The following is an 18,443-nucleotide window of genomic DNA, read 5'->3' as shown; positions in this document are numbered from 1 at the left end:
GCATTCTTCTGGAACGCTTGGACGCGACCAAGGGTCCGTCCGACGCGGCCAGCCCCCTGCAAGGGCGCTAGCGCACCGGGCGGTCCGCATCGCGGGGCAGTTGAAGGCTGACCCGCAGTCCGTGGCCGCCGGGGCCGGGGTCGAGACGCAGCGTGCCGCCGTGGGCGTCGGCGATCTCCCGGCAGATGGCGAGCCCCAGGCCATAGCCGCCGCGCCCGCCGTCATTCATGCGGCCGAAGCGCGACAGCACCATGGCGCCCTTGTCCGCCGGGATGCCCGGGCCGGCGTCGCTGACCGCCAGTTCCACCGTGTCGCCCCCGGCCTTCAGCGCGATCCGCAGAGGCCCCGGCGCGGCATGGCGGATGGCGTTGTCGATGAGGTTCAGCACCACCTCGCGCAGAAGGATCGGGTTGCCCTTGACCAGGGCCGGCGCGGCAGGCTTTTCCAGCGACATGTCCAGCCCCGCCCGCAGCGCCTGATCGGCGCGGTCCAGCGCCGCCTCCTCCGCCACCTCCGCCAGGTCGAGGCGCTGCATGCCTTCGGCGCTGGCCCGGCTTTCCTCCAGCCGGGCCAGCAGCAGGAACTGCTCCACCAGCCGTTCGGCCTCGCGCGTCGCGGCGTCGGCCTTGCGCAGATGCTCCGCCATCTCGGCCCGGTCGTCGGCCCGTGCCGCCAGCGCCAGGTTCCCCCGCGCCACCGCGAGCGGCGTGCGCAACTGGTGGCCGACGTTGCCGGTGAACCGGCGCAGGGACCCCAGCGCATCCGCCAGCCGGCCCATGAAGGCGTTGAAGGCGTCCACCAGCCGTTCGGTCTCGGCGGGAATGTTCCGCCGCAGCGGCCGCAGGTCGTCGGGGTTGCGGCGCGCCACCGCCTTCTCCAGGCGGGCCAGCGGAGCAAGGCCCCGGCGGATTCCCAGCCACACCATCAGGCTGACGATGCCCACCAGGATGGTCAGGCGCAGCGACAGCCGCGCCAGCGCCGCGCGCGCCAGGCTTTCGCGCGCCTGGGTCGTCTCGGCAACAATCACGGTGTAGCCGACGGACCGGGCGGCGTCCGATGCGGCGCCGGCCAGGGCGACCGCCCGGATCGGGGCGCCGCGATAGGTCGCGTCATAGAACACGGGCCCGCCGCCGACGGCGGGCTCTTTCGGCGGGGACGGCAGGTCCTGGTAGCCCGTCACGAAACCGTCGACGGGGTTGCGCACCTGGTAGAACACCCGCTCCTCGGCCAGCGACGTCAGCATTTCCAGGGCGACGTAGGGAATGTCGACCTGAAGCCCGCCGTCGTCGGCGATGGCGACGCGGTCCGCCATGGTCAGGGCCGAGCCCGCCAGCGTGCGGTCGAAGGCCCGGTTCGCCTGGTGCCGCGCATCGGCGTAGCCCTCCAGCGCGAAGACGAGGCTCAGGCCCACCAGGGGCACCAGGACCCAGCCGAACAGGCTGCGGCGCAGCGAATGGCGGCGGCCGGTCATGCGTCTTCCAGCACGTAGCCCAGGCCGCGCAGCACCCGCACCCGCAGCCCTGCCGGCTCCAGCTTGCGGCGCAGGCGGCTGATGTAAAGCTCCACGGCGGTGTCGCTCAGGGGCTCGTCGAAGCCCGACACGCTGTCGGCCAGTTCCCGCTTGGACACCACGCGCCCGTGCCGCAGCACCAGGGCCTCCAGCACGTCCAACTCGCGGCGCGGCAGTTCCACGGCCTCTCCGCACAGGCGAAGGCGGCGCGTGCCCACCTCGAACTCCAGCCGCCCGACCCGCAGCGTTCCACCCGACGCGCCGGCCTTGCGCCGCAGCAGGGCGCGGACGCGGGCCTCCAGTTCCTCCACCTCGAAGGGCTTGGCGAGGTAGTCGTCGGCGCCGAGGTCGAGGCCCCGCACCCGGTCGTCCAGCCCGCCTCGCGCAGTCAGGACCAGCACCGCCGTCTCACTGCCGCGCGCGCGCAGGTTCTTCAGGACCTCCATCCCGTCCATGTCGGGCAGGCCCAGGTCCAGCACCACCAGGTCGAAGGCCTCGGCGGACAGGGTGGCGTCGGCCCCTTCCCCGTCGGTGGCGATGTCGACGGCATGGCCGTCCGCCGCCAGAAGACGGCGCAGGGTGTCGGCCAGGTCGGGGTTGTCTTCGACGATCAGCAGGCGCATCGCCTGAGGCTATCCCCACCCTCGGCCGTTGTGAAGAGACCGCGAAGGCGGCATTCTGGCGCCATGCGCCCCCTTCTGCGACTCCTTGTCCTTCTGACGCTCTGCCTTGCCGGCCCCGAGGTCCTGGCGCGGGAGCCCACCCTGTTTCCCGCGCCCAGCGCCAGCGAAGCCGCACCGGCTGCGACGCTGGTCATCTACAGCACCGCCGACACCCCCCTCATCGCCCCGGTGATCGAGGCCTTCCAGGCGGAGTACGACGCCATTGCGGTGGCCTACCACGACCTGCAGTCGGTGGAAATCTTCGAGCGCGTGCGCGACGAGACCGACGCCGGCGGGCAGACGGCGGACTTCGTCTTCAGTTCGGCCATCGGGCTTCAGTTCAAGCTGGCCAACGACGGCTACGCGCGCCGGCTCGACATGCCGACGGCCAACTACCTGCCGCCGTGGGCGTCGTGGCGGGACACCCTGTTCGGCCTGACGTTCGAGCCGGCGACCATCATCTACAACAAGCCTTTCTTCGCCGCGGAAGGCCTGACGCCGCCGGCGACGCGGGCGGAACTGGCGGCGCTGCTGGACGCGCGGCAGGACCTGTTCCACGGCCGCATCGCCACCTACGACGTGGAGCGCAGCGGCGTCGGCTTTCAGTTCCTGGCGTGGGACGTCAGGCAGTCCGACGACATCTGGCGGCTGGTGGCGCTCATGGGGCGGGCGGGGGTGAAGCTGTACTCCAACTCCGCCGCCATGATCGACCGGGTGGCGCAGGGGCGCTTCGTGCTGGGCTACAACATCCTCGGCTCCTACGCCCGCGCCATGGCGGCAGGCGGCCCCGACATCGGCATCGTGCAGCCAAGGGACTACACGGTGGTGCTGTCGCGCCTGGGCCTGGTGCCGCGCGCCGCCCGCCTGCCCGACCTGGGCCGCGCCTTCCTTGATTTCCTGCTGTCGGAAAAGGGCCAGCGCGCCGTCGCCGCCGCGGGCTTGGGCACCCTTCACCCGGATGTGGACGCCGCCACCGCCGGTCATGATCCGGCGGGGCGCCTGGATCGCCGGTTCCGTCCCATCCCGGTGGGCTCGGGGCTGCTGGCCTTCCTGGACCAGGCCAAGCGCCGGCAGATCATCCGGCGCTGGAACCAGACCCTTCTCCATCCGTGATGCCCCCCATCTCCGGATGACAGGTTGGTGACAGGAACGGCCCGTATCATCCTTTCCCAGTCGCGCGGACCATCCCCGAGAAGAGCAGGAGGTCCGAGGAGCGCCGGGAGGACGTTTACAGAAATCCGAGTGATTCCCTGCCTCCCCCGCGACGGCCATGTCCATGACCGTACCGTGGAGGAACATCCATGAAGAGCTTCAAGAGCCTGACCCGCCGCGCCGTCCTTGGCGGCATCGCGGCCGCCGGCCTGTTCGCCGTCTCCGGCCTGCCGGGCGTCCCCGCCCACGCGCAGGAGGACATCGACACCATCCACTTCCTGATCCCCGGCGGCGCCGGCGGCGGCTGGGATTCGACGGCCCGCGCCATCGGCATGACCATGAAGCAGGAAGGCCTGATCAAGAACGATTCCTACGAGAACATGTCCGGCGCCGGCGGCGGCAAGGCCATCGGCTACCTGATCGAGACCGCCGACCGCCAGGAAAACACCCTGATGGTCAACTCGACGCCGATCATCGTGCGCTCGCTGACCAAGATCTTCCCCTATTCCTACCGCGACGTGACGCCGGTCGCCCGCGTCATCGGCGACTATCAGATCCTGGCCGTGCAGCCGGATTCCGAGATCAAGACCTTCGAGGACGTGCTGGAGCGCTTCCGCGAGGACCCGCGCAGCGTGAAGATCGCCGGCGGCTCGGTGCGCGGCGATCTTGACCACCTGGTCCCCGCCTCGGCCTTCCGCGCCGCCGGCGAAGACCCGCGCCAGGTCGCCTACGTGCCCTATGACGCCGGCGGCAAGGCGCTGGCCGGCTTCCTGTCGGGCGAGACGGAGCTTCTGTCCACCGGCCTGGGCGAAGCCATCGGTCCGCACCGCGACGGCCAGCTGCGCATCATCGCCGTCAGCGCGCCCGAGCGCGTCGAGGTGCTGCCCGACGTCCCGACGTTCAAGGAAAGCGGCGCCGACATCGACTTCGCCAACTGGCGCGGCGTGTTTGGGGCCCCCGGCATCTCCGACGAGCGCAAGCAGGCCTTCGCGACCAAGGTCGAAAACATGATGGAGACCGAGACCTGGGAGGAAATCCGCGCCAAGAACGGCTGGCAGAACCTTTACCTGCCGCCCGCGGAATTCACCGAGTTCCTCGCCAAGCAGGAAGAGGAAATGGGTGAGCTGATGCGGGAAATGGGCTTCCTGCGCTGATCCCGGCCCTGGTGTGGCGGCGCGGCTCGTACGCCTCGACGGTTAAAACCGTCGAGGCTGCATTCAGGCGCCGTGCAGGCTTACGCGCCGCAGGGCGCGGCGGCCGGTCGGCCTCGCCGGGCGACACGTCGATAATTTCAAGTGTCGCCCGGAACAGTGCCCGCCGCCGCCCGCCCCTCCCCCTCCCCGACACGCGGAGATCTCCCATGACCCTGTCGCGCGATGCCGTCGCGGCACTGTGCTTCCTGGCCCTTTCGGTCGCCTACGGGTGGCACGCGGGCAGCATCCAGCTGTTCCCGGGGCAGGAGTTCGAACCCTTCACCCCCCGCACCTTTCCCTATGCGCTGGCCGTGATCGGCATCGTGCTGTCGCTGGCACAGTTGTTCACCGTGATGCGCAAGCCCAAGGCCGGCGAGAAGCATGGAAAGCCCGAAAGCTGGGCCGGCTTCGACTGGGGCCGCGTCGCCGCCCTGGTGGTCGCCATGGTCGCCTACGGCGCGGCCTTCAAGCCGCTGGGCTTCATCATCGCGACGTCGCTGTTCCTGGCCGCCGGCTACCTGATTCTGGGCGAGCGCCGCTGGACTGTCGTGCTGGGCGCCTCTGTCCCCGTCGCCGTGGTGTTCTGGGCGCTGATGACGCAGGTGCTCGGTCTGTACCTCGACCCCGGCGCGCTGATCCGCGCCCTGACAAGCTGAGAAGGACCTGAACCATGTGGGAAGGGATTACCCTCGGCCTGTCCACGGCCATCACGCCGCTCAACATCCTGATGGTCTTCGTCGGGTGTTTCGCGGGCACCTTCATCGGCATGTTGCCGGGGCTCGGCCCCATTTCGGCCATCGCGCTGATGATCCCCATCACCTACGGCTTCGACCCGGCGTCGGGCATGATCCTGATGGCCGGCGTGTACTATGGCGCCATCTTCGGCGGCTCCACGTCGTCGATCCTGATCAACGCGCCGGGCGTCGCCGGCACCGTCGCCACCGCGTTTGACGGCTATCCGATGGCCCAGAAGGGCCAGGCCGGCAAGGCGCTGGCGATCGCCGCCTACTCGTCGTTCTCCGGCGGCACCATCGGCGCCATCTTCCTGCTGGTGGCGGCACCCGCGCTGGCCTCGGTGGCGCTGAGCTTCCAGTCGTCGGACTACCTGGTGCTGATGATCCTGGGCCTGACCGCGGTGTCCGCCTTCACCGCGCCGGGACAGGTAATCAAGGCGCTGATGGCGACGGTTCTGGGCCTGATGATCTCCACCGTCGGCACCGATCCTTCGGCCGGCGTGCAGCGCTACACCTTCGGCAGCCTGGACCTTGTGGACGGCATCAGCTTCCTGCTGCTCGCCATGGCGACCTTCGCCCTGTCGGAAGCCCTGATGGCGGTGCTCAGGCGCGACGACGCCAGCGAGAAGACCCGTGACGCCTCCGCCAGCGGCGTCGGCTCGCTGAGAGTCAGCCGCGAGGAGATCCGCACCATCATCCCGACCATCGGGCGGTCGTCCGTGCTGGGCTTCTTCATCGGCGTGCTGCCGGGCGCCGGCGCCACCATCGCCTCGTTCCTCGCCTACGGCATGGAACGCACGGTGGCCTCGGCCAAAGACAAGCTGGGCTTCGGCAAGGGCAGCTTGCGCGGCCTGGCGGCGCCCGAAAGCGCCAACAACGCCGCCTGCACGGGGTCGTTCGTGCCGCTGCTGACGCTGGGCATTCCGGGCTCGGGCACCACGGCGGTGATGCTGGGCGCGCTGATCTCCTACGGCGTGCAGCCGGGGCCGCGCCTGTTCCAGGAAGCGCCGGACGTGTTCTGGTCGGTGATCGTGTCCATGTACCTGGGCAACATCGTCCTCTTGATCCTGAACCTGCCGCTTATCCCCTACATCGCCAAGCTGCTGGCGCTGCCGCGGCCGGTGCTGATCCCGCTGATCCTGTTCTTCTCGCTGATCGGCGTGTACCTGGTGTCGTTCAACACCTTCGACATCTACATGATGGCGGCCTTCGCCGTGGCGGCGATCGTCCTGCGGCTGCTGGCCTTCCCCATGGCGCCGCTGATCCTGGGTTTCATCCTGGGCGACATGATCGAGGACAACCTGCGCCGCGCGCTGTCCATCTACGACGGCTCCATCGCCTTCCTGTGGGAGCGCCCGCTGACGCTGGCGATCACCCTGCTGACGGTGCTGACGCTGGTGGTGCCGCTGATCCGCACCGTCAACACCTGGCGGCGGATGCGCTGGGCCGCCGCCTCGGGGGACGGCGAGTAACACGGCGACGGGGGCGCGGCTCCGGCAGCCTTGCCGGGCCGCGTCCCCTCCCCTCGTCAACCGGCGATGGTGACCGGCCGGGCATGGTCCTAGACTTTCCTCACGGATTCGAGAGAGGAGAAGGATCATGTCCGCCATCACCACCGGCCCGTTTCCGGCGCCCGCGTCCCGGCTGCTGCCGCGCCTGGTCCGCGCCGCCGAACAAGCCGCCGCCGTTTTCGCCTTCGCCGTCGCCATGACCGGCCGCAGCGAAGGGAACCCGCAAGCGATGACCGACGTCATGGAGGCAGAGTTCCGGCGTCTGAAGCTCTGATACCGGGCGACGCATGAAAACATGGGCGTGTCGCTCGGCAAGGCCGACTGGCCGCCGCGCCTTGTGGCGCGAGAGCCTGCGTGGCGGTTGAACGCAGCGACGACGACCATCGGCGTCGCGTCCAAGAGCCCCACCGGAGTGACCGCGTGCAGACCTTCGACATCGTCACCATCCGCCTGTTCCTGGCCGTCGCCCGCGCCGGCAGCATCGGCGAGGCCGCCCGCCGCGAGCACATCGCCGCCTCTGCCGTCAGCCGGCGCATCAGCGACCTGGAATCCACGCTCAAGGTCCGCCTGCTGCGTCGTCTGCCGCGCGGCGTGGCACTCACGCCCGAGGGCGAGGCCCTGGCCCGCCACGGCGAGCGCATCCTGTCCGACATCCGCACCCTCAGCCAGGACCTGCGCGGCTTCGCCGAGGGCACGGGCGGCGAGATCTGGCTGTCGGCCGTGACGTCGGCCCTGAACGGCCACCTGCCCCGCGTACTCGCCCGCTTCCGGGCCGAGAACCCCGACATCACGCTGCATCTGCAGGAGCTGTATACCCGCGAAGCCGTCGAGGCCGTGCGCGAAGGCCGTGTCGACCTTGCGGTGGTGGCCGACAACGCCGCGGCGCGGGGGCTCTGCCACCTGCCGTTCTGCGAGGACCCCATCTGGGTGGTGACCCCCAGCGATCACCCCCTGCTGCGCGACCGGCCGGCCGGAACGCCGGTCCCCTTCGCCGAGGCCTGCCGCTACGACGTGATCTCCATCCACCAGGGCGGCTCCATCGACGAGTTGATCAACGCCGCCTGCGCCGAGGCGGGGGTGACGCTCGCGCCCACGATGCTGGTGACCCGCTTCGGGTCGCTGCGCCGGCTGGTGGAGGAAGGCCTGGGCATCGGCTTCCTGCGCAAGAGCAGCGTAGAGCGGCACGCCGAGACCATGGACATCGCCGGTGCGCCGCTGTCCGACGCCTGGGCGTGCCGCCGGCTGAACGTCATCCATGCCGGCGAGGCCACGCTGCCCCCGGCGGCACGGCGGCTGCTGGCCGTCCTGCGGGACGCCGCGACCGTCACCTGAGCCTGCCGCCCGGCCCCCGCCCGGCCCCCGCCCGGCCTCCCAACCCCTCGGACTTATCCAAAGTCAAAGAAATAACTTTAGGCCTAATAGATATACATCCTGGGGAGGGGCGCTTATAGGACTGGGGGGACGGTTCATGCATCTGTTCGACCTGATGCCCGAAATCCGCGGCCGGTGGCAGCGCGTCGGCCTCGTCATGCGGCGCCGGCTTCTCGCGGTCCTGCTTCTGGTGGGGGCGGCCTCGGTGGTGGGATGCGCGACATTCCTGATTTTCGTCGTGGAGCGCGACCAGGTCGGGTCGCTGATCAACACCATGGGCCGTCAGCGCATGCTGGCCCAGCGCGTCGCCCTGTCGGTCGTCGAGTTGCGCGACGGCATGGCCGACGCCGGTGCGATCGCCGAGCGGATCGAGACGGACATCGCGGCCATGGAGACCGGCTTCGCCCGGCTGAAACAGGCCCGCGCCGACGGGCTCACGCTGGATGCCCCGGACACGGGCGCCGTGCTCGACGAAGCGCTCCGGCAGGAGTTCACGCAGTTCAGGGCCCATGCCCTGGCCGCCGCCGCCCTGGCGGGCGGTCCCTACACGCTGGACTTCGCGCGGGCCGCCGACCGCATCAGGACCGCCGTGGCGGGGCCCCTGACCCGCGAGCTTGAAGCCCTGGTCTCGGACCTGGAGGCTGCGTCTCAGCGCCGGTACGACCGGGTCCGCGATTATGCGCTGGCGGCCGTGGTCGCCTTCCTCGCCTTTCTCGCGCTGCTCGGCCGCCGGCTTCTCTGGCCGCTGAGCTACGACGTGGAGCGGGCGGTGGTGCGCCTGGCCCAGCTGGAAGGCTTCCAGAGCGGCCTGCTCGACCACCTTCCCGTCGGTCTGCTGGTGCTCGACGCGGACGGGCAGCGCGTGGTGCGCATGAACGACGAGGCCGAGGCGATTTTCGGCTGGGTGCGCGACGAGATGCCGCGCCTCGATGCCCTGTTCCAGGGCGACTGGCCCCTGGACCGCCTGCGCGGCTGCAGCCGGGCGCGGCTTCACGGGGTCGACCGCGAAGGCCACGACCTGCACCTGGAGGTCTCCGCCGGCGAGGCCGACCGGCACTGGCTGCTCATCGTCACCGACATCACCGAGGAGATGGAGGCCAAGGCCGACATCGCGGCGCTCTACAAGGTCCTGGAGAGCATACCCGTCAGCATCGCCATCACCGACACGCGCGGGCGAATCGAGTTCGTCAACCCGCGCTTCGGAGAGATGACCGGCTACGCCCCGTCCGAGGCGGTGGGCCGCACGCCGTCGCTGCTCAAGTCGGGCCGCACCGCCGCGAGCACCTATGAAACGTTGTGGCAGACGGTGCTCGACGGCAGCCAGTGGCGCGGCGAGCTTCTGAACCGGCGCAAGGACGGCGATCTGTTCTGGGAGTACGAGGTCATCACGCCGCTGCGCGACAGCCGGGGCCGCATCGTCCGGTTCTTCGTGCTGGGCGAGGACGTCACCCACATCAAGGAAAACGAGGAACGCCTGCGGCTGGCGCTGGATGCCGCCGAGGAGGCGAACCGCGTAAAGTCCAACTTCCTCGCCAGCATGAGCCACGAGCTGCGCACCCCGCTGAACGCCATCATCGGCTATTCCGAGCTGCTGACCATGGGCATCGACGGCCCGCTTCCCGAGCGCTACGCCGGTTATGCCAACGACATCCACTATTCCGGCAAGCACCTGCTGGACCTCATCAACAACCTGCTCGACCTGTCCAAGATCGAGGCGGGCCAGATGGATCTGGACGAGTCGGAAACCAGGCTGCAGGACATCGTCGACACCGCCGCCTCGCTGGTGCAGGAACCGGCCGAGCGCGCCCATGTGCCGCTGAACGTGGCGCTGCCCGACACCCTGCCGCTGGTGCGCGTCGATCCGCTGCGGGTCCGCCAGGTGCTGATCAACCTTCTGAGCAACGCCATCAAGTACAGCGCGCCCGGATCGCCCGTCACCGTCAGCGCCCGCGCCGATGCCGGTGGTCTTGCGCTGACCGTGGAGGACCAGGGCGCGGGCATTCCCGAAGAGGACATGGAGCGCGTCCTCCAGCCGTTCGGCCAGGCCCGCAGCGCCCTGGTGCGCAAGAAGGAAGGCACCGGCCTGGGGCTGCCGATCTGCAAGCAGTTCATCGAGATGCACGGCGGCACGCTGGTTCTGGACAGCCGGCTTGGCGAGGGAACGCGGGTGACGGTGCGGCTGCCGGCCACCCGCCTTGTGGAAACGGGCCGCGTACTTCCCATCGCCGCGGACCGCTGACGCCGCGCATCCGGCCCGCCGCCCCGAGGCGCCCCCATGTCCACCACCTCGAACCGGAAGCCGGCGCGGTCATCGCCAGAGGGGCCCGGACCGGGACGCTCAACAGACAAGCCGGCGCGTCAAGATGCTGCCGATGAAGATGCCGGCACCGCCGGCGCGTCGGCCTTCCCGGCCGCCTCCTTGGCCTCGCGCGCCTGGCTGATGCGCTCGTGCAGGGCCTCCATGATCTCGCGCGTGGCGGCGGCCTCGATGGCTTCGGCCTCGGCGGTGGGGACGAAGACGGTGACCGTCGCGCGGTACTTGCCGAGGTCGGTGGTGGAAAAGCGCAGCCGCACGGTCGGCTCCTGGATGTCGACGCCGCTGCGCCGCTCGATCTGGGCGTTGGCCTTGGCGGCGTCGGCGGCGAAGGGCGCGACATGGCGCTCCACCACCGCGCGGACGGCGGCCTCTTCCCGGAACAGGTTGAAGGCCGGGTCGACAGTGATGTTGAAGCTGTGGAAGGCGAAGCTGCGCAGCAGGTTCATGTTGCGCACGGGCGAGGTCAGGAAGGCGCTGTTGGGCATGACCACGGTGCGGCCCGTGTAATGGCTGCCGTCGATTTCCTGAAGCGTCGTCGCAAAGATGTTGTGGTCCACCACCTCGCCGCGCACAGCCCCGACCTCGACCCAGTCGCCCACCGAAAACGCCCGCGAGGACGTGCGCATGAACGAGCCGGAAAAGCACAGGATCAGTTCCTTGGTCGCCACCACGATGGCGACGGCCACTGCCGTCAGTGACAGGGCAAGCGCCTGCAACTGCGGCGCCCAGATGAGCATGAGTCCGACCAGGAGCAGGAACCAGGCGGCGTTCTTCAGGTTGGCGGTCCACCGCCGCTGAACGTGCGGGGCCGCCCGCGTCCGCCGCCGCACGAAGCGAACGGAAAGCGTGGTGACCAGGAAGACCGCGACGACGAGAAGCAGGGACTCCATCACGTCGGGAGACAGGAGCGTTTCGGGTAGCCAGGACATGCGAAGGGAGCGTCGGGACAGTGGAGGAATGGGCGCCGGGGATCGGTCCTCGTGCCAGGGACATACATATTGTCCGTGGCGGAAAATCTCCATGGCCGATTTACACTTTCCGGCAGCCCACCCCTTTCGCCGCATCAGGACGGCCGCCCTAACCTGGATCAATGCGCCGGGCCGCCGGCCGCCTACCCTGGAAGGACACCGGACCTTCAGGGCGGGAGCGGCATCATGCAGGCGACCACGGCCGGGGATTTCCCCGTCTTCCGCAAGGACGATCCCTCGGCGCCGGACTACGACACGCTCCGCGCCGAGGTGGACCTGAACCGAGAGCTGGACGGCCTGCTGGCCATGCGGGGCGGGCGGCTGAACATCGCGTTCGAGGCCGTGCGCCACCATGTGGAAGACGGACGCGGCGACCGTTGCGCCATCCGCTTCCTGCCCGCCTCCGGCCTGCCGCGCGATCTCACCTACGCCGACCTGGACCGCCTGTCGGACCGCTTCGCCGCTGTGCTGCGGGCGCATGACATCGCGCCCGGCTCCACCGTGTTCAGCCTGCTCGGGCGCGGGCCGGCGCTCTACGCGGCGATCCTGGGCACCTGGAAGGCGGGCTGCGTGTTCTCCCCGCTGTTCTCCGCCTTCGGGCCGGAGCCCGTGCGCGCCCGCATGACCATCGGCGACGCCCGCGTGCTGGTGACGACGGACACCTTCTACCGCCGCAAGGTCATGCCCTGGCGCGACGAAATGCCGGGCCTGTCGCTCGTGCTGCTGGCCGGTGGGGCGGACGATCTGCCCGCCGGCACGCTCGACCTGGAGGCGGCGCTGGAAGAGGCCGGTGGCGAAGGCGCCGAGATTGCCGCAACCGGGCCGGAGGACCCGGCCCTGCTGCACTTCACCAGCGGCACCACGGGCAAGCCCAAGGGTGCCGTCCACGTCCATGCCGCCGTGATCGTCCACCGCATGACGGCGCGCGCGGTGCTGAACCTGCACAGCGCCGACACCTACTGGTGCACGGCCGATCCGGGATGGGTCACCGGCACCTCCTACGGCATCATCGCGCCGCTGGTCTCGGGCGCGCCCATGATCGTCGACGAGGCCGAGTTCGACGCCGAACGCTGGTACACCATCCTGGAGCGCGAGGGTGTGACCGTCTGGTACACCGCGCCGACGGCCATACGAATGCTCATGAAACTGGGGGAGGATGTGGCGCGCGGGCACGACCTCTCGCGCCTGCGCTTCCTCGCCAGCGTCGGCGAGCCGCTCAATCCCGAAGCCGTGGTGTGGAGCCATCGCGTCTTCGGCAAGCCCTTCCACGACAACTGGTGGCAGACGGAAACCGGCGGCATCATGATCGCCAACTACGCCGGCATGGACGTCAAGCCGGGCTCCATGGGCAAGCCGGTGCCGGGCATCGAGGCCGCCGTGGTGATGCGCGAGGGCGGCCGCGTCACGCCCGTCACCGACCCCGACGCCACCGGTGAACTGGCGCTGAAGGCCGGCTGGCCGTCCATGTTCCGCCGCTACCTGAACGAGCCGGAACGCACCGCCAAGTGCTTCGCCGACGGCTGGTACCTGACCGGCGATCTGGCGATGCGCGACGGCGACGGCTACTTCTGGTTCGTCGGGCGGGCGGACGACGTCATCAAGTCGTCGGGCCACCTGATCGGCCCGTTCGAGGTGGAAAGCATCCTCATGGAACACCCGGCCGTGGCGGAGGCCGGCGTCATCGGCCTGCCCGATCCGGTCGCCGGGGAGGTGGTGAAGGCCTACGTCTCGCTCAAACCCGGCCACGAGGCGTCGGAGGCGCTGAAGCGCGACATCCTGGGCCACGCCCGCAAGCGCCTGGGCCGCGCGGTCGCGCCCCGCGACATCGCCTTCCGCGACACCCTGCCCCGCACCCGCAGCGGCAAGATCATGCGCCGGCTTCTCAAGGCGCGCGAGCTGGGCCTGCCCGAGGGCGACATCTCCACCCTGGAAGGAGGCGCGTCATGACCGCCGATGTCTCCAAGCCCGCGCCCGGTGGCGGCAAGGTCCACCTGACCCACGGCCACCTCATGGCGCTCCTGCGCGACATGCTGCGCGTCCGGCGCTTCGAGGACCGCTGCGCCGAGTTGTACACGCAGGAGAAAATCCGCGGCTTCCTGCACCTCTACAACGGCGAGGAAGCTGTCACCGTGGGAACTTGCGCCGCCCTTGAACCGCGCGACGCCGTCGTCGCCACCTACCGCGAGCACGCCCAGGCGCTGGTGCGGGGCACGCCCATGCGCGCGGTGATGGCGGAGATGTTCGGCAAGGCATCCGGGTGCAGCGGCGGGCGTGGAGGATCGATGCACCTGTTCGACCGCGCGCACCGCCTCTACGGCGGCAACGCAATCGTCGGCGGCGGCCTGCCGGTGGCGGTCGGGCTGGCGCTGGCCGACGCCATGAAGGGGCGCGACGTGGTCACCGCCTGCTTCTTCGGCGACGGCGCTGCGGCGGAGGGAGAGTTTCACGAAAGCCTGAACCTGGCCGCCCTGTGGCGCCTGCCGGTGCTGTTCCTCTGCGAGAACAACCTCTATGCCATGGGCACCGCGCTCCGGTTCAGCCACGCCAGCCCGGACCTCGCCGCCCGCGCGCACTCCTACTGCCTGCCGGCGGAGTCGGTGGACGGCATGGACGTGGTCGCCGTGGAGGCCGCCGCGCGGCGCGCCGTCACTGCCATCCGCGCCGGCGCCGGGCCGTATTTCCTGGAATGCCGGACGTACCGCTTCCGCGCGCACTCCATGTTCGACGCCCAGCTTTACCGCGAGAAGGCGGAGGTGGAGGAATGGACGCACCGCGACCCGCTCCCCCGCCTCATCGACTGGATGCGCACCGCCGGCCACCTGCACGACGACGACCTGAAGGCGATGGAGGCCGCCGTCTCGACGGAGATTGAGGACGCCGTCGCCTTCGCCGAGGCGGCCGATTGGGAGCCGGTGGAGACGCTGACCCGCTTCGTCACCAGCGCGGAGGCCCGGCCATGAGCACGCAAACCCTTTCACCGGGCCAACAGGCGGCCGGCACCACCACCTACCGCGAGTGCGTGCGCGAGGCCATCCGCGAGGCGCTGGCCCGCGACGACCGGGTGTTCCTGATGGGGGAGGACGTCGGGCATTACGGCGGCTGCTACGCCGTCACCAAGGGACTGCTGGCGGAATTCGGGCCGGACCGCATCCGCGACACGCCGCTTTCCGAAAGCACCTTCACCGGGGCGGGCATCGGCGCAGCGCTGAACGGGATGCGGCCGATCGTGGAGATCATGACGGTCAACTTCAGCCTTCTCGCCATGGACCAGATCGTCAACGGTGCGGCGACCCTGCTGCACATGAGCGGCGGCCAGTTCAACGTGCCGCTGGTCATCCGCATGGCGACCGGCGCCGGCCGGCAACTGGCGGCCCAGCATTCCCACAGCCTGGAAGGCTGGTACGCCCACATCCCCGGCCTGCGCATCCTGGCGCCCGCCACCCTCGCCGATGCGCGCGGGATGCTCTGGCCGGCGCTCGAGGACCCGGACCCCGTGCTGATCTTCGAGCATGTGATGCTCTACAACGCCACCGGCCCCACTCCCGACGCCGACGCCGTGCAGGCCGTCGACATCACCCACGCCGCCCAGCGGCGCGAGGGAACGGACGTCACGCTCGTCACCTACGGCGGGATGCTCGGCCGCACCCTGGAAGCCGCCGAGGCGCTGGCGAAGGACGGCATCTCGGCCGACGTCATCGACCTGCGCGTCCTGCGCCCGCTGGACGAGGACACGGTGCTGTCGGCCGTCCGCCGCACCCGCCGCGCCGTGGTGGTGGACGAAGGCTGGCGCAGCGGCAGCCTGGCGGCCGAAATCAGCGCCCGGATCATGGACCAGGCCTTCTGGGACCTGGACGCGCCGGTGGCCCGCGTGTGCTCGGCGGAGGTGCCCATGCCCTACGCCAAACATATGGAACAGGCCGCCCTGCCCTCGGTGGAGGCCATCGTTGAGGCCGCGCGGGGAACGCTCGGCAAGGGGGCGTCATGAGCACCTTCAGGATGCCGTCGCTGGGTGCCGACATGGAAGCCGGGCGGCTGGTGGAATGGCTGAAAAAGCCCGGCGAGAGGGTGGAACGCGGCGACATCATCGCGGTGGTGGAGACCCAGAAGGGCGCGATCGAGGTGGAATGCTTCCAGCCCGGCACGCTCGGCCGCCTGCTGGTCGACCCCGGCACCACCGTTCCCGTCGGCACGGCCCTGGCCGTCATCGACGACGGGCAGGAGGAAGTCGCAGAGCCCGCCGCCGCCCCCGCGCCGGAACGCGAACCGGCCATGGCAGAGGCTGAAGCCGCCCCCGCGCCCGTCGCGCCACCGCCGGCCGCGCCAGGCCGCGCCATCGCCTCTCCGGCGGCGCGGCGGCTGGCGGCGGAGCGGGGTGTCGACCTTTCCGCCCTCTCCGGCACCGGCCCCGGCGGCGCCGTCATCAGCACGGATGTCGAGCAGGCCGCGCGCGCCGCGCCCGCGCCCGCACCCGAGCGCAAGCCCGGCCGCATCGACCCCGCCGCCATGCGCCAGGCCATCGCGGCGGCCATGGCGAGGTCCAAGCGGGAGATCCCGCACTACTACCTGTCGGCCACCATCGACGCCTCCCGCGTCGCGGCATGGCTGGACGCCTTCAACACCGACCGTCCCGCCGCCGACCGGATGCTCATGACACTGGTGCTGGGCAAGGCCGTGGCGCTGGCGCTGAGGAAGCACCCCATGCTCAACGGCCACTACGGGCCGGACGGCTTTGCCCCGGCGGACCACGTCCACCTGGGCATGGCCATCGCCCTGCGCGGCGGCGGGCTGACGGCCCCCGCCCTGCACGACGCAGACGCGCGCACGCTGCCCGACCTCATGGCCGGCTTCCGCGACCTGGTGGCCCGCGCCCGCGCCGGCACGCTGCGAAGCTCCGAAATGTCGGATGCCACCGTCACCGTCAGCAGCCTGGGAGAACGCGGGGTGGATACGCTGATGCCCATCATCACCCTGCCGCAGGTCGCCATCGTCGGCTTCGGCGCCGTGCTGCGCCGCCCCTGGGTGGCGGACGATGGCGTGACGCTGGAGGTGCGCCCCGTCGTCACCGCCAGCCTGGCGGCCGATCACCGGGTGAGCGACGGCCATCGCGGCGCCCTGTTCCTGCGCGACCTGGACGCCCTTCTGCAAGACCCGGAGGCCCTGACATGACCACCACCGCCGCCACCGACCTGCGCGCGGCCGTCATCGACGAGTTGCGCGCGCTCACGCCGGAAACGGACCCCACCGACATTCCCGAGGACGCCGACATCCGCGAAGCCCTGGATTTCGACAGCATGGACGTCCTGAACTTCGTTACCGGGCTGTCCAAGCGCACGGGCGTGGACATCCCCGAGCGCGACGTGCCCGAGGTCCTGACCATCGCCGGCGCCGTCGCCTACCTGACCGAAGAGAGGGGGTGAGAGGCGCCGGGTCAGATCGACCAGTCCTTCGCCGCCGTCCTGCCCCCGGCCCCGCCGGCCTGCTGCCCGGCTTCGGCGCCGGCGAAGCCGACGCGGTAAGCTTCATGACCAGTCGCCGACCCGCCATGGCATTCTCCCGCGCACGCTTTCCCCAGCGTGCCGCCTCGCCACGGAGTGCGTGTTGATGCAGGTCGGGCTTGGAAAGGCCGCCACGGCCGCCTTACTCGCGAGCCATCCGAAGGCTCCGCCCGTTCCTCAAGCAGACGCGGAACAGGAGACCCATCATGAAGGCGTTCCTCTCTTCGCTGGCGTTCGTGCTGGTGTCCATGGGCCTGACGGCCATCGTCTTCGAAGGCTTCGCGGTGACCGCGACGGAGGCCCACTCGACGTCCTCCGCGCGCGTCGACCATGAAAGCCAGGTGGACGGCCGGCTCGGGTGGTCGCCCGATCTTGAGCCGGACGACCACTGACACGGCCGGGACGGTGCCGCCCGGCCGTTCCCGGGCGGCCCTTTCTCGTCAGGATTTTTCCGGGCCGCGGTCGGGGCCGGCACCAGCCCCGGCGGCACCACCCCCCGCCGAGCGTGACGGGGCGACGTTACAAACCTTTTCGTACCAGCCGCCGTGATGCTCCCTGGCCCAGTTCTCGTCGACGCGGCCCTTGCCCATGGCGTCGAAAGCCCCTTCCATGCCGATGGTGCCGATGTAGATGTGGCCCAGGATGACGATGACGAACACCATGCCGAGGATGGCGTGAATGACGTGCGCCACCTGCATGCCGCCGACGTCGGCCCAGTAGAACGGCAGCAACAGGGTCACGCCGCTCGCCGCCATCACGAAGCCGCCCAGGACCACCAGCCAGAAAATGCCCTTCTGGCCGGCGTTGAAGCGGCCGCTGCCGGGGTGCGAGGACCCCTTCTTCATCAGCCCGCCGAGCTCGCGAACCCAGATGACGTCGTCGCGACCGGGGATGTTGTCCTTGATCCACAGGACCAGCATCAGAACCAGCCCGACCACGAACGACGGCGCCGCGAAGTTGTGGATGTACTTCATGGCGTCGACCAGCGGCTCGAACGCAAAGTGGCCCATGACGGGAATCAGGATGTGGCGCCCGAAGGTGATCACGAGGCCGCTTATGGCCAGCAGGAGGAACGACACGGCCGTCGTCCAGTGGGCGAAGCGGTCCAGCCCCGAGAACCGGGGCACCCACCGCCCCGACTTTCCGCTGTCCAGGTCGATCCGCCCGCGGATCAGGTAAAAGGCCGTCAGCGCGGCGAGCATGAGCAGGATGGCGATGCCCCCGCCCCAGGGCAGGTACTCCATGCGGAACGTGCGCCAGTCCCGCCCTTCGGGCTGGATCAGCGTCGCCAGCGTCTCGTCGGGAATGGAGACGCGCCCCACTGTCTTCTCTTCCGGCCCGACCAGCCGGAAGTCCGTCAGCGGCCCCGGCGTCTGTTGTTCGAGCCCCGGCGACACCGGCTCGTTGACGTCCCGGCCGGCGCCCACGCCGACCTCGTCCTGCGCCAGCGCCGCCGTGGCGATCAGCAGCGCGGCAAGAAGCGGCACAAGGCCCTGAAGCGCGCGATGAAGCATGGCACCGTCCTCCTGT

Annotated in this window: 17 protein-coding genes; 13 read left to right on the top strand and 4 right to left on the bottom strand. The window is 70.1% G+C overall.

The genetic code is table 11. The annotated features are described in order from the left end of the window. Positions 1-67: 67 nt before the first annotated feature. On the bottom strand, positions 68-1,471 hold the full coding sequence (locus tag LG334_RS04840; protein WP_404383828.1) for a sensor histidine kinase: 1,404 nt from the start codon (positions 1,469-1,471) through the stop codon (positions 68-70). Next, entirely contained in the window at positions 1,468-2,133 is a 666-nt protein-coding gene (locus LG334_RS04835; RefSeq protein ID WP_404383826.1) for a response regulator transcription factor, read from the bottom strand. Before LG334_RS04835 ends, LG334_RS04840 begins: the two co-directional genes overlap by 4 nt. A 63-nt stretch (positions 2,134-2,196) precedes the next feature. Between LG334_RS04835 and LG334_RS04830 the strand changes: the two genes are divergently transcribed. The 7 genes from LG334_RS04830 (at position 2,197) to LG334_RS04800 (ending at position 10,372) form a co-directional block, all read left to right on the top strand. Next, positions 2,197-3,285, top strand: coding sequence for an ABC transporter substrate-binding protein (locus LG334_RS04830; RefSeq protein ID WP_404383824.1), 1,089 nt, complete (start codon positions 2,197-2,199; stop codon positions 3,283-3,285). A gap of 188 nt (positions 3,286-3,473) precedes the next feature. Next, positions 3,474-4,478, top strand: a complete 1,005-nt coding sequence (locus LG334_RS04825; protein ID WP_404383822.1) for a Bug family tripartite tricarboxylate transporter substrate binding protein — start codon at positions 3,474-3,476, stop codon at positions 4,476-4,478. Positions 4,479-4,684: 206 nt separating this feature from the next. Further along, on the top strand, positions 4,685-5,173 hold the full coding sequence (locus LG334_RS04820; RefSeq protein ID WP_404383820.1) for a tripartite tricarboxylate transporter TctB family protein: 489 nt from the start codon (positions 4,685-4,687) through the stop codon (positions 5,171-5,173). A 14-nt stretch (positions 5,174-5,187) separates the two neighbouring features. Beyond that, positions 5,188-6,723, top strand: coding sequence for a tripartite tricarboxylate transporter permease (locus LG334_RS04815; protein ID WP_404383818.1), 1,536 nt, complete (start codon positions 5,188-5,190; stop codon positions 6,721-6,723). 127 nt (positions 6,724-6,850) lie between these two features. Further along, on the top strand, positions 6,851-7,036 hold the full coding sequence (locus LG334_RS04810; RefSeq protein ID WP_404383816.1) for a hypothetical protein: 186 nt from the start codon (positions 6,851-6,853) through the stop codon (positions 7,034-7,036). Between the two features lie 146 nt (positions 7,037-7,182). Further along, a complete protein-coding gene (locus LG334_RS04805; protein WP_404383814.1) occupies positions 7,183-8,094 on the top strand; it encodes a LysR family transcriptional regulator in 912 nt (303 codons plus the stop codon). Positions 8,095-8,230: 136 nt separating this feature from the next. After that, on the top strand, positions 8,231-10,372 hold the full coding sequence (locus tag LG334_RS04800) for an ATP-binding protein (protein ID WP_404383812.1): 2,142 nt from the start codon (positions 8,231-8,233) through the stop codon (positions 10,370-10,372). Positions 10,373-10,491: 119 nt separating this feature from the next. Here the strand turns inward: LG334_RS04800 and LG334_RS04795 are convergent, their stop codons facing one another. Next, on the bottom strand, positions 10,492-11,379 hold the full coding sequence (locus tag LG334_RS04795; protein WP_404383810.1) for a mechanosensitive ion channel family protein: 888 nt from the start codon (positions 11,377-11,379) through the stop codon (positions 10,492-10,494). A gap of 225 nt (positions 11,380-11,604) precedes the next feature. On the opposite strand from LG334_RS04795, the gene acsA reads away from it, so the two are divergent. The 6 genes from acsA (at position 11,605) to LG334_RS04765 (ending at position 17,305) form a co-directional block, all read left to right on the top strand. After that, positions 11,605-13,365, top strand: a complete 1,761-nt coding sequence (gene acsA / locus LG334_RS04790; RefSeq protein ID WP_404383808.1) for an acetate--CoA ligase — start codon at positions 11,605-11,607, stop codon at positions 13,363-13,365. Then, positions 13,362-14,378 carry a pyruvate dehydrogenase (acetyl-transferring) E1 component subunit alpha gene (gene pdhA, locus LG334_RS04785; RefSeq protein WP_404383807.1) on the top strand — a complete coding sequence of 339 codons (1,017 nt, stop codon included), beginning with the start codon at positions 13,362-13,364 and terminating at the stop codon, positions 14,376-14,378. Before acsA ends, pdhA begins: the two co-directional genes overlap by 4 nt. After that, complete coding sequence (locus LG334_RS04780) at positions 14,375-15,403, top strand: alpha-ketoacid dehydrogenase subunit beta (RefSeq protein ID WP_404383805.1); 1,029 nt, start codon at positions 14,375-14,377, stop codon at positions 15,401-15,403. The genes pdhA and LG334_RS04780 overlap by 4 nt, the downstream gene beginning before the upstream one ends. Then, the gene (locus tag LG334_RS04775) at positions 15,400-16,584 is read left to right on the top strand and encodes a dihydrolipoamide acetyltransferase family protein (RefSeq protein WP_404383803.1); all 1,185 of its coding nucleotides are present in this window, start codon (positions 15,400-15,402) and stop codon (positions 16,582-16,584) included. Before LG334_RS04780 ends, LG334_RS04775 begins: the two co-directional genes overlap by 4 nt. Continuing rightward, complete coding sequence (locus LG334_RS04770) at positions 16,581-16,835, top strand: acyl carrier protein (RefSeq protein WP_404383801.1); 255 nt, start codon at positions 16,581-16,583, stop codon at positions 16,833-16,835. The genes LG334_RS04775 and LG334_RS04770 overlap by 4 nt, the downstream gene beginning before the upstream one ends. A gap of 284 nt (positions 16,836-17,119) precedes the next feature. After that, on the top strand, positions 17,120-17,305 hold the full coding sequence (locus tag LG334_RS04765) for a hypothetical protein (protein WP_404383799.1): 186 nt from the start codon (positions 17,120-17,122) through the stop codon (positions 17,303-17,305). Between the two features lie 48 nt (positions 17,306-17,353). On the opposite strand, the gene LG334_RS04760 is transcribed toward LG334_RS04765, so the two are convergent. Then, positions 17,354-18,427 carry a formate dehydrogenase subunit gamma gene (locus tag LG334_RS04760; protein WP_404383797.1) on the bottom strand — a complete coding sequence of 358 codons (1,074 nt, stop codon included), beginning with the start codon at positions 18,425-18,427 and terminating at the stop codon, positions 17,354-17,356. Between the last annotated feature and the right edge of the window lie 16 nt (positions 18,428-18,443).

The organism is Caenispirillum salinarum, from assembly GCF_044803115.1.
Classification (GTDB): domain Bacteria; phylum Pseudomonadota; class Alphaproteobacteria; order Rhodospirillales; family Rhodospirillaceae; genus Caenispirillum; species Caenispirillum salinarum_A.
The sequence above is the reverse complement of the archived record's forward strand: the minus strand, read 5'-3'. Positions and strand labels throughout refer to the sequence as shown.

What these genes read in the sequence shown, in the direction of transcription:
- LG334_RS04800 (WP_404383812.1), top strand. Translation starts at nt 8,231, where the DNA reads ATGCATCTGTTCGACCTGATGCCCGAAATCCGCGGCCGGTGGCAGCGC.
- LG334_RS04815 (WP_404383818.1), top strand. Translation starts at nt 5,188, where the DNA reads ATGTGGGAAGGGATTACCCTCGGCCTGTCCACGGCCATCACGCCGCTC.
- LG334_RS04780 (WP_404383805.1), top strand. Translation starts at nt 14,375, where the DNA reads ATGAGCACGCAAACCCTTTCACCGGGCCAACAGGCGGCCGGCACCACC.
- LG334_RS04835 (WP_404383826.1), bottom strand. Translation starts at nt 2,133, where the DNA reads ATGCGCCTGCTGATCGTCGAAGACAACCCCGACCTGGCCGACACCCTG.
- LG334_RS04770 (WP_404383801.1), top strand. Translation starts at nt 16,581, where the DNA reads ATGACCACCACCGCCGCCACCGACCTGCGCGCGGCCGTCATCGACGAG.
- LG334_RS04775 (WP_404383803.1), top strand. Translation starts at nt 15,400, where the DNA reads ATGAGCACCTTCAGGATGCCGTCGCTGGGTGCCGACATGGAAGCCGGG.
- pdhA (WP_404383807.1), top strand. Translation starts at nt 13,362, where the DNA reads ATGACCGCCGATGTCTCCAAGCCCGCGCCCGGTGGCGGCAAGGTCCAC.
- LG334_RS04820 (WP_404383820.1), top strand. Translation starts at nt 4,685, where the DNA reads ATGACCCTGTCGCGCGATGCCGTCGCGGCACTGTGCTTCCTGGCCCTT.
- LG334_RS04825 (WP_404383822.1), top strand. Translation starts at nt 3,474, where the DNA reads ATGAAGAGCTTCAAGAGCCTGACCCGCCGCGCCGTCCTTGGCGGCATC.
- LG334_RS04795 (WP_404383810.1), bottom strand. Translation starts at nt 11,379, where the DNA reads ATGTCCTGGCTACCCGAAACGCTCCTGTCTCCCGACGTGATGGAGTCC.
- LG334_RS04760 (WP_404383797.1), bottom strand. Translation starts at nt 18,427, where the DNA reads ATGCTTCATCGCGCGCTTCAGGGCCTTGTGCCGCTTCTTGCCGCGCTG.
- acsA (WP_404383808.1), top strand. Translation starts at nt 11,605, where the DNA reads ATGCAGGCGACCACGGCCGGGGATTTCCCCGTCTTCCGCAAGGACGAT.
- LG334_RS04810 (WP_404383816.1), top strand. Translation starts at nt 6,851, where the DNA reads ATGTCCGCCATCACCACCGGCCCGTTTCCGGCGCCCGCGTCCCGGCTG.
- LG334_RS04830 (WP_404383824.1), top strand. Translation starts at nt 2,197, where the DNA reads ATGCGCCCCCTTCTGCGACTCCTTGTCCTTCTGACGCTCTGCCTTGCC.
- LG334_RS04840 (WP_404383828.1), bottom strand. Translation starts at nt 1,471, where the DNA reads ATGACCGGCCGCCGCCATTCGCTGCGCCGCAGCCTGTTCGGCTGGGTC.
- LG334_RS04765 (WP_404383799.1), top strand. Translation starts at nt 17,120, where the DNA reads ATGAAGGCGTTCCTCTCTTCGCTGGCGTTCGTGCTGGTGTCCATGGGC.